This window comes from Brakhagea slesvicensis, from assembly GCF_052161625.1.
Lineage (GTDB): Bacteria > Planctomycetota > Planctomycetia > Pirellulales > Pirellulaceae > JBKCUI01.
The window spans coordinates 3,355,351-3,371,138 of record NZ_CP197412.1 but is presented as its reverse complement, the minus strand read 5'-3'; the positions used below and the strand labels follow the sequence as shown (position 1 = coordinate 3,371,138).

Here is a 15,788-nt window from a genome sequence, read left to right as displayed (position 1 = left end):
CCATGGCAGAGTATCAGTCCATCGGAAGGCCAGCGCCCGAGCTGCTGGCTCCCGCAGGAAACTGGGAATGTATCCACGCTGCGATTGAAAACGGAGCTGACGCTGTCTATTTCGGATTGGACGTCGGTTTCAATGCGAGAGCCAGGGCAGCCAACTTTCATGTGGACGAGTTGCCACTCGTGATGGAAACGCTGCACCGCCGCGGTCTCGTTGGCTATGTTACCTTGAACACCCTCGTCTTTACCGACGAGCTCCCTCATCTCGAGCGTCACGTCGCCATGATTGCCCAGGCGGGTGTCGATGCCGTGTTGGTTCAGGATATCGGCGTGGTCCGATTGATTCGAGAGATCTGCCCCGAACTATCCGTCCATGCGAGCACGCAGATGACCATGGTGTCGGCCGAAAGCATCGCAGCCATCGAGGATCTTGGGATCTCACGCGTCGTACTGGCTCGAGAGCTAAGCATTCGAGAGATTCGCAAGATCACGTCTGCGACCAAGATGCCTGTCGAAACGTTCGTGCATGGGGCCCTCTGCGTCGCTTATAGCGGGCAGTGTTTGACCAGCGAATCGCTGGGGGGACGCAGTGCGAATCGAGGGCAATGCGCCCAAGCCTGCCGGCTCCACTACGACCTGTTGTGCGATGGCAAGCCGGTCGATCTGGGTGACAACCGCTATCTTCTTTCTCCCCAGGACTTGGCCGGCTATGCCCATATCCCGGATCTGATCGATGCAGGTGTATGCTCGCTCAAAATCGAAGGGCGATTGAAGACCCCCGAATACGTTGCGAATATTGTCGGTCACTACCGGCGCGCGATCGATGAAGCGATCGCGGGACGCGACGTGAAATGGTCACCGGAAAGTCAGCGAGAGATGGAACTCAGCTTTTCCCGAGGCTTTAGCCCAGGTTGGCTCGAAGGATGCAACCACAAACGACTTGTTCCCGGACTGAGCAGTGCGAAAAAAGGGGTTAAAGCTGGACGCGTCCTTCGAATGCGAGGCCAGAACGTGATCGTTCACCTCGACGTCCCACTGATGGCAGGAGACGGTATCGTATTCGACGGTGACAGAATCTCGGGTAAAGAATTGGGAGGTCGAATCTTTCAGATCTTTGCCGACGGCAAATTGGCCGATGGACCTGTGGAAGGCCGAGCGGAATTGTCCTTCCAACGAGGGTTGCTCCAAGACGCCAACCTCGCAGAAGGGATCGCTCTATGGCAAACCGACTCTCCGCAATTGACAAAACGATTGCGAGCGTCCTTCGACACGAAACACCCTCGCCGCAAACAAAAAATTGGTTTGTCGATTGATGTAGCCGTTGGCAAAGCGTCACGCATTGAAGCTTGGCTCGAAAAATCACCGGTGCACAGAATTGTTTTCGAACACCCGTTTGCACCCGAGGAAGCCAGAAAGCATCCCACGACGCCAGAAAACATCAGGGAACAACTAGGTCGGCTGGGAACGACGCCGTTCGAAATCGGGGACTTCCATGCTCGCTTGACGGGGACTCCGATGCTACCACTCAGCGTCTTGGGGGAAATGCGCAAGGAGTTAGTCCAATGCCTTGAACGCGATCTGATCGCGACCCCTCCGCGCACCATTGCATCGCCCGGGGTGGCGGCACTCATGATCGAACGAATCGAACAGGAACAGCAGAACTGCCCAAGAGAGTCGGAAACGATCGAACTGAGGGTACTCGTACGATCGCTTCAGCAACTCGACGCCGTACTCGAAGAAGGGCAGAAATTCGTATACGCCGATTTCCATGACATTCGCGAATACGAGCAAGCCGTTGTGCGAGCTCGCAGCGCGGAAGCGACGATTTACTTGGCAACCCTTCGCATTCAAAAGCCCGGGGAATACCCTCTCTTTCGCGCATTAGAAAAGAGAAATGCGGATGGATGGCTCGTTCGCAATCTGGCAGCATTGCAGTTTGCCCGGAACCACCGCATTCCCGCCGTCTGCGATTTTAGTCTGAATGTCACCAATCCACTCACTGCGCAGTGGCTGCGAACACAAGGCGCATCGCGTATCACCGCTTCCTATGACTTGAATCGCGAGCAACTACACGAACTCATCACCGCTGTACCAAGCGATTGGGCTGAGGTCGTCATCCATCAACACATGCCAATGTTCCATATGGAGCACTGCGTCTTCTGCACGGTCCTCTCACCTGGAACCAACAAAACCAATTGCGGTCGCCCCTGTGATCGACATGATGTGAAGCTGCGCGATCGCATTGGAGCTGAGCATGTTCTGCATGCCGACGTCGGTTGCCGAAACACCTTGTTCAATGGCCAAGCCCAAAGCGGGGCGGAAGCGGTGCCAACTCTTATTCGACTTGGCATTCGCCATTTCCGAATCGAGATGCTCCGCGACGCGCCAAAAAAAGATGTGGCGGAGCTCCTCGACTTGTACCGACGACTCCTCGCCGGGAGTCTGGATGGAGCCGAGGTATGGAAGCGATTGAAAGCGACCAATCGAGTCGGTGTTACACGCGGCACCCTTGAACAGCCTCGCAATCCCCTCGCCATTTTATAACTTCGAGTCGGCGTGCATCGCACCTTCGTCAGCGTGGGTCCGAGTAAAGCTCAACCCGACTCATCAAGACAGCTTGCCCCACCAATTCGACTCTGTCTCCATGACAACGCACAGTCACCCAGCCGCTGCGTGCGCTGGCTTGATAGCCTCGCAGCTCCGACTTTCCAAGCCTCTTGCTCCAATAGGGCCCCAAAGTACAGTGAGCCGAGCCGGTGACAGGATCCTCAGGAACACCAACTCGAGGGGCAAAAAAGCGAGACACAAAGTCCGCCCCAGGATGATTGCTAGATTCGGTGCAACCTGATGTCACAATAAAGCCCCGGGAGTCGATTCCCTGCAATGAAAAAAGATCGGGTTCAAGCCGTTTGACTTGCTCGACAGACGATAACTCTATCAAGTAGTCCGTGCCGTTGAATCCAATGAACTTGGAGTTGCACCCAAGTCCCCGTTCGATGGATTTTCGAAGGTCCTTATCGACCATGGACGTCGCAGCAATCGGAGTAGCAGGGAAATCCATCGTCACCATCGAACCCGCTCGCTGGCATGTGAGGATTCCGCTCCGGGTATGGAAACGGGCATCCACTTCTGACGCCAGTTCACCGATGTGCCACAACACGAATGCGCTTGCCAAAGTAGCATGGCCACAAAGATCGACTTCCGTTGTCGGCGTAAACCACCTTAAGTCAAAGCCATCTGCACGCGACGATACAAATGCGGTTTCGGCCAAATTCATCTCGCGAGCAACCGCCAGCATCCACTCATCGGATGCCGGAGAAGTCAGAATGCATACCGCTGCTGGATTGCCTTGAAAGGGACGATCCGCGAATGCGTCGACCACGTAGAGAAATTGCGACACGCCACGCGGCCTAGCTCAAGTGTTCGCCGTACAAGCGAGGGGAGAACTTCTCCTGCTTTCGCGCACAATCGATGCAAGACGTAGCATAGGGGACGGCCTGCAACCGAGCCAATGGAATCGGCTTCTCACAGGCCTCGCACTCGCCATAGTGGCCATCTCGAATCCGGGATAACGCTTCTTCGATTTGCGTCAGCTCGCGGCTTTCGACTTCAACCAACTGACTGCTGATCTCGTCCTGGGCGGTATCCATGGCCGCGTCCATAACATCTCCCCCATCTTGGGAAAGAGATTGGAGCATGCTCAAGTCGCCATCGAGAGCTTTTCGGAGAGCTTCGCGTCGCAAGAGCAATACGTCTCGCAATTTGTTGAGCGCTTCCTTTCGAGACATTGCTTTAGTCCTCCGCAAAAAAAGGATCGATTGGCCAGCCCCCCTCGTCGCTTCAAGCCATGATTAGCCCCCGGGGGGGAGGGAAGTCGTAAAAATATAGTACGAAGCATTTTGAAAAGTGTTCAGAATTTCGCTCTACGGGCACAAATCTTGCCCCCAATTTGGCAAAATCCTGGCCTTCAAAAGACCTAAATCCCTTCACAGAAAGGACTTGCGAAAAAAACCTCTTCCGCTGGTTTTGGACGCTTTTTACTAGAATTCCCAGTGGATGACTCTTGACTGGACATTCCCACTTCCTCCCCACCAATCGAAATCCCTGGGGATTCCTTAAAAACCTGTCTCCTAGGCCAGATTTCCTGGAGAAGGTCCTGGGTATGCGGTCGATACACCCGGATGGGTCCGTCGGTTCTTTCCCTTTCCCATTCACTCCCATGCAGATGACACCTCAAGCAACACGAAGTTCGTCGGTCGATGCTGCAGACTGGAGCCTTGGGGAGATTCTTTGGAGAGATACAGAGACAGGCATCGAAGGGCGAGTCGCGATCCGGACTCCCAAGTGCACGATCGGATCGCACCCTGAGTCGACCCTCTGTCTCCCAGAACCCGCTGCACTGTGCCACGCCACCCTTACTTTCGGGAAGCGATTTACCCTTCTCAAGGCCCCGTATCCGACGCAGATTGCAGGCAGGTTTGTAAAAGAGTGGTTGATCGACGAACCAACCGAACTCAATATCGGAAGTTGGCGGATTGTCGTTGTTCCAGCCCGCTGCTCCAAATCGCTGGCCTCGGTCATGCGGCCGGAGGAATTTTTCGAACGCAATCCCGTCTCGATCCCTCCAAAGTCTGTCTCCCGTTCGACTGAACCTCGCGTTCCCGAGAATCCTTCGCCGATAGCTGCAGCGACTCAGCACGCCATCGAGCGGATGGGGCGCATCGAGGAACAATACGAATCGAGAATCCAAGCGATCGAGGCTTCGCTTGACCATCTCCACCACACGCTCGAATCGGTGCAATCCACTGCAGCCCAGAGCGCGAACGAATGGGTCGCTCGTTACCAGACAGAAATCCAGAACCTGAGCCAACAACTCACCTCGCAGTTGCAGCAGTCCCTCCAGTCGCAACTGGAGCATCGGGACTCGGCTTGGAACCAATCGCTCACCACCAATCTTGCAAATCTCGAAAGCCAAATGATGACACTCGGTCATCAAATGGAGTCGATTGCAGCGGGAGTCCAGGAGCGGCTCTCGGCCCAGCAACCGAACCAACAGCAAGAACCAGAGAGTGGCAATCCCCGTTTGCTCGCCAGTCTCCAACAGATGGAAGGGCAGCTTGAGGAGATCTCGCTGAGAGTGGATCGCCTCTCGTCGACAACAGACGACAACGCGCAACGGTTGGATGCGATAGCCGCGATCTCCCAGGAGAACTACGAATACGTTCTTGGCCAAATCCAGAACTTTCAACCTCCCGTCCCGAATGCTTGGGACGCTACCCAGCCATCCGATCACATTCCATCAACCTACAATCACCACGAACAATACGATCACCAGCAAGAAGCCATAACAGGTCCGGTCGAGCCGAATGACGCGACTCCCGGCCATATCTACGACGATAGAATTCAGCCTTCCGATTCCAATGACCAAGATTTCCCTCATGACTCGAACGTTGGGGATGGCTACATCATAGGCGGAGAGGACGAGGCGCAGGACACCGACGCCTCCTTCTCGTATCCCTACCAAGAATTCATCGCAAACGAGCACCAGGTATCGCCTGAGAATCAATCGATTGAGCAAGCAGCGGACCGATACGAGTCTCTTGAAGATCAACAGGAGCCCGAATCCAACATAGACTCCGATATGGATGTCGACGACCTTTCCGAACGGTTGCGACGCTTGATTGCAGAAGCAAGTCAGCCAGAGTCGGCGGTCGCAGAAGAAGTGACACCCCTTTTCCCTCATTCGGTCTTATCGCATTACGAACCAATCCAGGATGCACAAACTGGGGATGAACAAGTCGATGGACCGAACGTCGACGGTGAGTACCCCCCATCCGAATGGCGTCCAACGAATCACTTCGAGGAAGAGTTAGACAACGATTCGGTTGTTTCGAGTGAAGGTTTCTCCCAACCTCGCTTGCCTTGGAATTCGACGGAGTCCAACGATCTGGACTTCGTTGAGGAGCCTAGCGAGGCACCTAGATTGGACGCTGATGCGATCCTTGCCAAGTACGGCAGCAGTGGGATCGATGAACCATCCGTCGAGTCGGTCTCGGATTCTTTAGTGCCTCTGCCGGAGCTCGTGGGCCCATCGGAGCTTATGGATCTAGGGGAACAGGAGCAGGAAGAGACCGTTGAAGACGAATCGATCGAAGCGTACATGCAGAAGCTTCTTCAACGTGTGAAAACGGGGGCGGATTCGCCTATCGAAATGCCTTCTCTGTCGAGCAAACAATCTCAACGCTCTCGCATGGAGATACTCACAGGAGCTTCCCGAGAGCCTGCGCTCGCCGAGGAGGAGCAACCGGTCACGACCACGCGACGAATGCTATCTGCTTCCGAATTCACACCACGCAATTCCATACCGGAAAAGAAAAACGAGTTGGATGCGCTGCGTGAATTGGCCAACATGAACGCACGCCGCGCGATTTCGCACAGCGACAAGAAGCGGAACAATTCCGCCATCCTTTTCAAAGTCTCTATCGTATCCCTTGCGATCGCGTGCGCCGCCATCATCTTCTCCATCAATGGCACCCAAAAGAATCCCCCGTTCATCGGCATGATTGCAGCGTTGATCGTCGCGGGGTTGTGGGGATACGATTGCATCCAGCACATCAAAAGAATGGGAAGATCGCCTGAAAATGGACGTGCCAACGAGCCCGTTCCTGCCGCTCCGAGTGTGAACCCCCCATCGGGGGAATAGCGCGCGATTGCTCCACCCATTGGAGCGATTGTGCAGTGAGCCAGGGCGATCTAGGTTAGACAGATCGCTCAGACAGATCGCATTGTGCCTGCCTCCGATTCGGCAAGGAAATCTTGGTAGGTCCGTTGCAATCCTTCGTGGAGCGGGATCTTTGGTGCCCATCCTGTCGATCGGATCAGCGATGTATCGGTCAGCTTTCTAGGCGTACCATCCGGTTTCGATGGATCGGTGTTGATCTCACCTTCATAGCCCACGGCCTCGGCAACCAGTTTGGCCAGCTGCAAAATGCTGACGTCGACGCTGGTGCCGACATTGACCCAGTCAGGCGGATTCTCCAGTTTGCATAAATGGAGGATCGCGTCCGCCAAATCGTCGACATGGAGGAATTCTCGAAGAGGTCGCCCTGTTCCCCAAATGGTGACCGAGGGGAGCCCCGCCAGCTTTGCTTCGTGAAAGCGGCGGATGAGTCCGGGCAAAACATGGCTATGGTCGGGATGATAGTTATCCCCGGGACCATACAAATTGGTCGGCATCGCGGAGTGGTACAACACTCCGTACTGCTGGCGAAAGTACTGACAGAGCTTCAAGCCAGCGATTTTGGCGAGCGCATACGCCTCATTGGTCGGCTCCAACGCGCTGCTCAGAAGTTCATCCTCTCGAATCGGCTGCTTCGCGAGTCTGGGGTAGATACACGTGCTACCCAGGAACAAAAATCGCTTCACCCCGTTCCGATAACTGGCATGGATGGTCGCTAATTCCTGGCGGAGGTTATCGGTGAGAAACTCGACAGGGAATGTTTTGTTGGCATGGATCCCTCCCACCTTGGCCGAAGCAAAGATGACCGTGGCGGGCTTCTCTTTTTCGAAAAAGCGAGCCACCGCCCCTTCGTCGCACAAATCCAATTCAGACCTGGAGCGCGTCAAGACCTGGGCACCGGGCTCCTGGCTTAGACGACGGCAGACCGCCGCACCCACCATGCCACGATGTCCAGCAACGAATATGGGTGAAGGGATCATCAGAATCAGTGAAGAGGGTGACGAGAAGCAAACTCCGAGGCGAGGCCTTCTAGTGTACATCAGTCTTCGGAGTTGTCTTGTCCTTCACCAACGGAATCCAGCGTTCGTCGCTGGTGAGAATCTCCGTGATGCGAAGACCGAACTTATCCCCCACCTTGACCACCTCCCCCTCCGCGATCTTTTGATTGTCGACTTCGACCAGCAGGGGAGCGTCACAGCCTTTGTCGAATTGGATCATCATTCCCGGGACGAGACTGAGAATGCGTTCGACCTGGAGGTCTTTCGAGGCCAGCGTCACCGCCACGCTCGCGTCGATCCGGAGCAGACTCTTCCAAAAGTCCACTTTGGCAGGATTGGTGGTCGAATGCCGTTGTTGAGTGTCCGTCGACATGGTTTTGGCCTAGATACGCAGAACTGTGATTTTGTCCTATCGGATTGTCTGACTGGGAAACTAAAACGGATCTGCGATAATTTTTAAAGTTCCTTATACTGGTCGCATGTTCGAGATCGCCCTGAGATACGATCCGAACGGGTTCAGCCCCCCAACCTGTGGTTTGTAATAAATAATGACGATCGCAACCGAGCCCCTTCCTTTTGCTCCCTATCGAGAGCTGAGCAATGAACACTTGAGCGAGCGAATTCGCACCGCCAAAGAAACATTGGGATCCAGTTTGCTGATTCTGGGACACCATTACCAGCAGGATGAGGTCATCGAGCACGCCGATTTGACCGGCGACTCGTATCAGTTGAGCAAACTGGCGGCCGACAGCGCCGAATGCCGCTTCATCGTCTTTTGCGGCGTTCACTTCATGGCCGAAACAGCGGATATTCTCGCCAATCGACCTGAAAAAATAACCGAACGGGCCGGCGTCCGGGTGCGAGTCGTCTTACCCGATTTGGCGGCCGGCTGCTCCATGGCGGACATGGCTGCCATCCGGCAAGTCGAAGCGGCTTGGGACCAACTCGGAGAAGTCATCGATACCGAGGATCTCACTCCCGTCACCTACATCAACAGTGCCGCGAGCCTGAAGGCGTTCTGTGGCAAACATGGCGGGATCGTCTGCACCAGCAGCAATGCGAAAGCGGTGCTGGAATGGGCGTTCCAACGGCGCAAGCGAGTCTTCTTTTTCCCGGATCAGCATTTGGGACGAAACACCTCCCTCAAAATGGGAATCACCAATGAGCAAATGCCGGTTTGGAATCCGCACGAAGATTCCTTAGGTGGCAACAGCAAAGACGCAATCGAAAACTCTCGCGTCATTCTTTGGAAGGGACACTGTTCGGTACACCAAATGTTCCAAGCGGAGCACGTTCATTCCTTCCGCAAACGGATCGAGGGGATCCAAATCCTCGTCCACCCGGAGTGCCCGCAAGAGGTCAATGACATCGCGGATATCTCCGGCTCCACGAGCAAAATCATCGAAACGGTTCGCAAAGCCCCCGCGGGTACCAAATGGGCGATCGGCACGGAACTTCACCTCGTGAATCGCTTGAAAAAAGAACACCCCGAGCAAGAAATCCACTTCCTCTCACCGCTGGTCTGCATGTGTGCAACGATGTATCGAATCGACTTGCCACACCTCTGCTGGAGCTTGGAGAATCTGGTTGCAGGAACCATCGTGAACGAAATCCAAGTCAAAGAGGATGTGTCGCGATGGTCGTTGATCGCTCTCGAGAGAATGCTTTCTGTGAAGTAGTGAACCATTCGCTGCAGACTTGGGGTTGGAATGTGGGGGATGAACTTCCCGCGGCGGCTTACGTCCACATTCCATTTTGCCGCCACCGATGCGGCTATTGCAACTTTTCTCTCCTCGCCAACCGAAGCGATTTGTACGAGCGGTTTCTTACGGCCCTCGAACGAGAGCTGAAGGGGTTGCAGGTTCCTCGATCCGTTCAAACCATCTTCCTGGGAGGAGGGACGCCATCCATCCTCCCCTTGCCATTGCTTTCGAGATTGTTGGATCTCCTCCACGGTTGGCTCCCGATATCACAAGACGCTGACGTCGCACGGATCCATGACTCCCCGTCGACGGAGTTCTCCATCGAAGCCAATCCGCTGGACATCACCCATGCGTTCTGCCAGAGCTGTGTTCAACATGGGATCGATCGCATCAGCATCGGCGGCCAATCCTTCCAACCGTCCAAACTGCAGCGGCTGGAACGGGATCATTCGCCAACTCAATTGCGCCATGCCATCGCAATCGCCAAGGAGCACTTTGCACGCGTTTCCGTCGACCTCATCTTCGGGGCACCTGATGAATCCATCGACGATTGGTGCCGCGATCTCGACGCATTGATCGCGACAGAGATTGGCCACGTCTCCACCTATGGCCTCACCTACGAGAAAGGGGCCAAGTTCTGGAGTCTTCGTGAGAAAGGAATGCTCGCACCGGTTTCCGAGGACTGCGAACTGAACATGTACGAGGAAGCCATCGATCGACTGACAGCCGCCGGATTTGTCCATTACGAAGTCTCGAACTTCTGCAAACCGGGAGAGCAGTGCGTGCACAACCAAGCCTATTGGATGGGTCGACCTTGGTGGGCCTTCGGTCCCAGCGCAGCCCGTTACGTCGGAAACCGCCGCAGCGTCAACCATCGCAGCACCCTGGAATACCTGAAGCGGCTTGAGTCGGACAAGAGCCCTGTTGACGAGTCGGAAGACTTGAACGAGGACCAACGGCTTCGAGAACGGTTTGTCTTCGGCATGCGGCAACTTCAAGGGGTCCCATGGGACTCATGGAAAAAATCAGGTCCGAATGAATCCGTCGCCCACATCGATAGCAACATCCGTCGACACATCGAACATGGCTGGATGCAAAAAGTGGAGGACCGTATCGCACTAACCCGAAAAGGTTTGATGCTGAGCGACAGCTTGTGGAGCGAATATTTGCAATGAAACCCGCCAAAATCCAAGTCTGGTGCGATGTGGGCGGAACCTTCACCGACTGCATCGTCCGTTTCCCCGATGGCCAACTCCAATCGATCAAAGTGCTCAGCCACGGAGTGGTACAAGGCACGATCGTACGCCGCGATGCCGACCAGCGGATTGCGGTATCCGGCAGAAATGCCGATCCCGATGGATTCTGGTCGGGTGCAACTCTTTGTTTTTTTGACAGCCATGGGAGTCGCTGCGGTGAATCGATTTGTTCCGATTACCGCGGGGGAGAATTTAAGTGCTCCCCCCCGGCCGAGGCGCATTCGGTCGAAATTCGCACCGGACTCGAAGCTCCTGTACTGGCCACTCGACTTTTGCTCGGACTCGCTCCTGCGGAGCCTCTTCCTCCCCTTTCCATTCGCCTGGGGACGACACGTGGAACCAATGCGTTGCTGACCCGAACGGGTGAGAAGACGTTGTTTGTCACCACACTTGGATTTGCAGACCTGCTGGCCATCGGCTACCAGGAACGCCCGTCTCTGTTTGAATTATCGGTTCGCAAACGACCTGTGCTCTACGACCAAGTGATCGAAATCGAGGAGCGTCTGGATGCCGCCGGAAACATAATCGTCGCGTTGGATCGGGAACAGGCGCGCGGGGAATTGCGGCGAGCCTACGACGCAGGCTACCGGACCCTCGCTGTCTGTTTCATCCACGCATATCTCAATCCCAAACACGAACGCTTCATCAAAGGTTTGGCGGACGAAATCGGGTTTCATCACACCGTGCTGAGCCACGAAGTGGCTCCGATGATCAAAGCAGTGTCGCGAGGGGAGACGACCGTGCTCGATGCCTACCTCACCCCGATCATCCAATCCTATTTGCTCCGCGTTGGCGAGCAGTTCCAACAAACCGATGCCGACGACCTCCTCGTCATGACTAGCTCAGGGGGGTTGGTCCGCGCATCCGAGTACCGAGGAAAGGACAGCGTTCTCTCTGGTCCCGCTGGCGGTGCGGTTGCCCTCCAATCCCTCGGAAAATCACATGGCTTCCCCCAACTGGTCGGCTTGGATATGGGAGGAACCAGTACCGATGTCTGCCGTGTGGACGGTGAACTCGACCTGGAATTCGAAACCGTCAAAGCGGGCGTCCGAATGATGACTCCTACACTTCGAATCCACACCGTGGCCGCCGGCGGCGGGAGCATCTGCTGGTTCGATGGCGTTCAGTTGCGAGTCGGGCCTCAGAGCGCAGGATCCCAACCAGGCCCCGCATGCTATGGTCGAGGGGGGCCGTTAACCGTCACCGATTTGAATGTCCTCGCCCAGCGAATCCGACCGGAGGCATTCCCATTCCCGCTGGATGTCCAAGCAGCCCGACGCGCATTGCAGGACGTTCTCCAAACACTCAACGCCACCCGTCCCCAATCCCCCTTGAGCGAAGTGGCTCTGATCGAAGGCTTTCGAACCATCGCCAACGAACACATGGCGAGCGCGGTCCGAACCATTTCGATCTCACAAGGAGCCGACCCCCGCGAACACGCATTGGTCTGTTTTGGCGGAGCCGCCGGGCAACACATTTGCCAAATTGCCGAACAGCTCGGTATGACCACGATCCTGGATCCTCCGCAAGCCGGATTGTTGAGCGCCGCTGGCATGGGCCTGGCATCCAAACAACAAACCCAATCGACTCCGGTGTATCAACTGGTTAAAAATTTGGATGCCGATTGGTTTCAAAAGATTCAAAACCTGTTGATCGCCTCAGAGTTTCGAGCCAGCGACCAATGGACCATCCAACTCCGCATGGAAGCGAGGTTTGCAGGAACCGAAGGGACTATCACCTTGCGCTGGACGGCAGCGAATTGGACTCCTGCCCTTTTGGAACAACTTTTTCGGGACGAACATCGCAAGCGATTCGGATACGACCGCCCCAATCGAGATGTCGAAATCGCGGTTGTCCATGCGTCGATTGCATCAAGCCCCCTGCACGAGCCTGATCCGATTCCTGCTGCGGAAGCGAACGATTGGATTCCAACAAGCGATCTGTGGGTCGAACGCCATGCTTTGAAAATCGGAAAATCCTATGCAGGTCCCTTGATCGTGGTTTCCTCAGGAAGCACCACATGCATCGACTCCGGCTGGAGAGGAACCGTGCTAGCGGACCATACGCTGCTGATCCGCAAGCAGGAACCTGCCAACATCCCTACCAACATCCCTGAGCAACGGCCCGCGATTTCGCCGATCGGTGGAGATGGAACCGAGCGAATGGTCGACCCGATCTTGAGAGAGGTCTTTGCACAACGTTTGAGCGCGATCGCAACGCAGATGGGGACCGTTCTGGAACAGACAGCGATCAGCGTCAACGTCAAGGACCGCAAGGACTTTAGCTGCGCCGTTTTTAACCGCTCAGGAGATCTGATCGCCAACGCGCCCCACGTCCCGGTCCATCTCGGGGCCATGAGCGCGACAGTCCAAGCCGTCTGTGATCAGTTCCGCGATATGGAAATCGGCGACTGCTTCATCACCAACGATCCCTATCGAGGGGGTTCCCATTTGCCCGACGTAACGGTCATCACCCCGGTATTCGCAGATCGGGACGGAAGGAACGCAGGACCAGATTTTTTTGTCGCTTGCCGAGCGCACCATGCCGAGATCGGCGGTATCGCTCCCGGTTCAATGGCTCCCAACGCAACATGTTTGGCTCATGAAGGTGTTCTCATCCCACCCCTGCGCATCACCGACGGCGGAATCGATCGCAGCGGCGATGTCGAACTCCTGCTTCGAGAAGCCGAATGGCCCAGCCGAAATGTCGAAGAGAACATGGCCGATATCGCAGCACAGCAAGCCGCGAACCAATACGGCTGCGAAGCCCTACAAGAGTTAACCCAGCGCTATGGCGTTTCCTTGGTGGAACAAGTCATGGAGGATATCCAAGCCGCATCGCAGCAAAAAACGGAGCATTGGATTGCACAGTTGCGCGAGCAACCGATGCGGTTTTTGGATTGGATGGACGACGGAACGCCGATCGCAGTGTGTATCACCAAGACGATGGATCAGGAGCAACGCCGGCGTCTGCGCATCGATTTCACCGGAACAGGTCCTGAGTCGCTCGGCAACCTCAACGCCAATCCCGCCATCGTCACCGCAGCGACTATTTATGTCATTCGTTGTGCGATCGCAGACGATCTTCCGCTGAACTCGGGAGTCATGCGGTGCATCGATTTGTTCATACCACGCGGAATCCTCAACCCTGCCCGCCGCGAGCAACCAGACGTATCGCGAGGCCGTACAGGTGCGACGGCGACGCCCCCATTGGAAGGGGACTATTGGCCAGCGGTCGCAGGTGGAAATGTCGAAACCAGTCAGCGGGTCGTCGACTGCTTGCTCGGCGCCCTCAGTTTGGCGGCGTCGAGCCAAGGGACGATGAACAACTTCCTCTTTGGAAATCGGTCCTTTGGTTATTACGAAACGATCGGAGGGGGAGCAGGGGCGACCCCGTCCTCTCCTGGTGAAAATGCGGTTCACACCCACATGACCAACACTCGACTGACCGACGTCGAGATTTTGGAAAAGAGATATCCGGTACGGCTGGTTCGATTTCGAATTCGCCACGGAAGTGGTGGTGCTGGCCAACAACCTGGAGGAAACGGAATCGAGCGTGAGGTAAAGGCTTTGGAACCGCTGACCGTCTGTTTGGTCACAAGCCGACGCGGGGAGTATGCCCCGCAAGGCCTTGGCGGTGGGTCGGCAGGGATGACTGGAGAGAATTGGTGGATTCGATACAACGGCGAGTCGATTCGCCTTGGGAGCAACGCCCAACTCGACATGGAAGCGGGAGACTCCATCCGCATCCTCACCCCCGGCGGCGGCGCCTACGGCCCCCCCTCTCGACCGAACAGGTGATAGGTTCTCGGAAACGCGGACATTCGATTGGCTTTGCCTGAGAAAGCAAACAGGGTCAATCTAGACAGCGGAGGTGACACAAATCTATTGGGTCACAATTCTCTCTGTCGAATCAGATTTGGCGAAAGTCTCGCTCACGGGCGAGGGAGTTCAACGCTACCGTCTGAAAACTTCCATTCAGATTTCGCCACCATATCGAATTCGGAGCCTTTAATCCTCCACTTTTCACTTCGGGTTGCATACCAAAAGATCGGTTCATGCCCACTCTCGTCTTCTCGGGTTATTTGCCGAGATCGAACCTTGATTTCAAACTCAATTGCGTCGGGGGCTGAATCAATCTTCTTCAGTCGAAGCACAGAGGGCAAAGAAGAACTATCGCCACAAAGGCTTTTCCCAAAAACTCTTATTATCTCATCGCCCCTAACGCCATCCATCTTGGCAGTTTTCGTAAAGTACTGCAGTCTGTCCAAATGTTGGAGTATTTCGAATTGTTCCTTGTCGCACTCGAGAAGGATTTTCCCACCTCTTTCGCTCATAACGACCATTGATTTGATAGGGATCCCCATGGAAACGGAATCGCTCCACTTAGATTCTGCATTCGGTTCAATTGTTTTGTCGCCAAGCGGTCTGGACGAAGGAGCTTGAGCTGTCGCATTTAAAGTAACGAAACTAAGGAAGATCACCACGAAACAACTATTCAAAACGCGACACTTCATTTCGAATCTCATTCTTATTCGCTACGTTTTCACTAAAATCGCCAAAAGTGAACAAACCATAGACAATTCCAGAAAACGGTGTCAGTACCAATTTAGCCCGCCGCAAGCGAACGCAAGAAACCCCAGCCAGGCTGGTCGGTCCATGTGTTACAAGAAGCCTAGAGCCTCAGGTCGAGGCGATAGGACTTACTTATGAGCAAGCAGCGTGAACGACACAGCCAAGTGCAAATCGTAGCAAAGCTACATGTTGAATTCTGGCAAGGATCCAACGGGCGAATTTCAGTCGCTTGAGGTATGCAAGGCTACTTTATCATCGATGGAGAAATCCATTTGGTGAATCAACCGCGGAGGATCGCGGAGTGGATACCGAGTAGTTGAATGATCGCCTTCCCTTTCATCCGGGTCTCTTCTTTGCGACGTAGCGCCGTAGCGAGAAATTCTTCACTGGCCTGGATCCGAAGAGAGTAGCTCGCCAGGGATTGAGTTGGGACTCTGACGAGGAGTGTCGGGGATGGAGAGTCTAGCCTGATCGAATTCGACTTAGCCCCTTATCTTTGCCTCCCCTTCATTCGGTCTCATC

9 protein-coding genes are annotated in these 15,788 nt (G+C 55.1%); 5 read left to right on the top strand and 4 right to left on the bottom strand.

Annotation, left to right across the window (positions count from 1 at the left end; translation table 11 throughout):
- Positions 1 to 2 precede the first annotated feature (2 nt).
- Entirely contained in the window at positions 3 to 2,540 is a 2,538-nt protein-coding gene (locus SH467x_RS12755; protein WP_482367494.1) for a U32 family peptidase, read from the top strand.
- Between the two features lie 28 nt (positions 2,541 to 2,568).
- Here SH467x_RS12755 and SH467x_RS12750 read toward each other — a convergent pair whose 3' ends face one another.
- Positions 2,569 to 3,396, bottom strand: coding sequence for a PhzF family phenazine biosynthesis protein (locus SH467x_RS12750; protein ID WP_482367493.1), 828 nt, complete (start codon positions 3,394 to 3,396; stop codon positions 2,569 to 2,571).
- A 10-nt stretch (positions 3,397 to 3,406) separates the two neighbouring features.
- On the bottom strand, positions 3,407 to 3,784 hold the full coding sequence (locus tag SH467x_RS12745) for a TraR/DksA family transcriptional regulator (protein WP_482367492.1): 378 nt from the start codon (positions 3,782 to 3,784) through the stop codon (positions 3,407 to 3,409).
- 431 nt (positions 3,785 to 4,215) lie between these two features.
- On the opposite strand from SH467x_RS12745, the gene SH467x_RS12740 reads away from it, so the two are divergent.
- On the top strand, positions 4,216 to 6,699 hold the full coding sequence (locus tag SH467x_RS12740; protein ID WP_482367491.1) for a hypothetical protein: 2,484 nt from the start codon (positions 4,216 to 4,218) through the stop codon (positions 6,697 to 6,699).
- A gap of 68 nt (positions 6,700 to 6,767) precedes the next feature.
- On the opposite strand, the gene SH467x_RS12735 is transcribed toward SH467x_RS12740, so the two are convergent.
- Together SH467x_RS12735 and SH467x_RS12730 are read right to left on the bottom strand one after the other, a co-directional pair.
- The gene (locus SH467x_RS12735) at positions 6,768 to 7,715 is read right to left on the bottom strand and encodes a GDP-L-fucose synthase family protein (RefSeq protein ID WP_482367490.1); all 948 of its coding nucleotides are present in this window, start codon (positions 7,713 to 7,715) and stop codon (positions 6,768 to 6,770) included.
- A 49-nt stretch (positions 7,716 to 7,764) separates the two neighbouring features.
- Positions 7,765 to 8,106 carry a FliM/FliN family flagellar motor switch protein gene (locus SH467x_RS12730; RefSeq protein WP_482367489.1) on the bottom strand — a complete coding sequence of 114 codons (342 nt, stop codon included), beginning with the start codon at positions 8,104 to 8,106 and terminating at the stop codon, positions 7,765 to 7,767.
- Positions 8,107 to 8,281: 175 nt separating this feature from the next.
- Here SH467x_RS12730 and nadA point away from each other — a divergent pair, with 175 nt between their 5' ends.
- The 3 genes from nadA to SH467x_RS12715 are packed head-to-tail and all read left to right on the top strand — an operon-like array spanning position 8,282 to position 14,492.
- Positions 8,282 to 9,412, top strand: a complete 1,131-nt coding sequence (gene nadA, locus SH467x_RS12725; protein ID WP_482367488.1) for a quinolinate synthase NadA — start codon at positions 8,282 to 8,284, stop codon at positions 9,410 to 9,412.
- Positions 9,370 to 10,611 carry a radical SAM family heme chaperone HemW gene (gene hemW / locus SH467x_RS12720; protein ID WP_482367487.1) on the top strand — a complete coding sequence of 414 codons (1,242 nt, stop codon included), beginning with the start codon at positions 9,370 to 9,372 and terminating at the stop codon, positions 10,609 to 10,611. The genes nadA and hemW overlap by 43 nt, the downstream gene beginning before the upstream one ends.
- Positions 10,608 to 14,492: a hydantoinase B/oxoprolinase family protein gene (locus SH467x_RS12715; protein WP_482367486.1), complete on the top strand. Its 3,885-nt coding sequence runs from the start codon at positions 10,608 to 10,610 to the stop codon at positions 14,490 to 14,492. The genes hemW and SH467x_RS12715 overlap by 4 nt, the downstream gene beginning before the upstream one ends.
- The last annotated feature ends 1,296 nt before the right edge of the window (positions 14,493 to 15,788 follow it).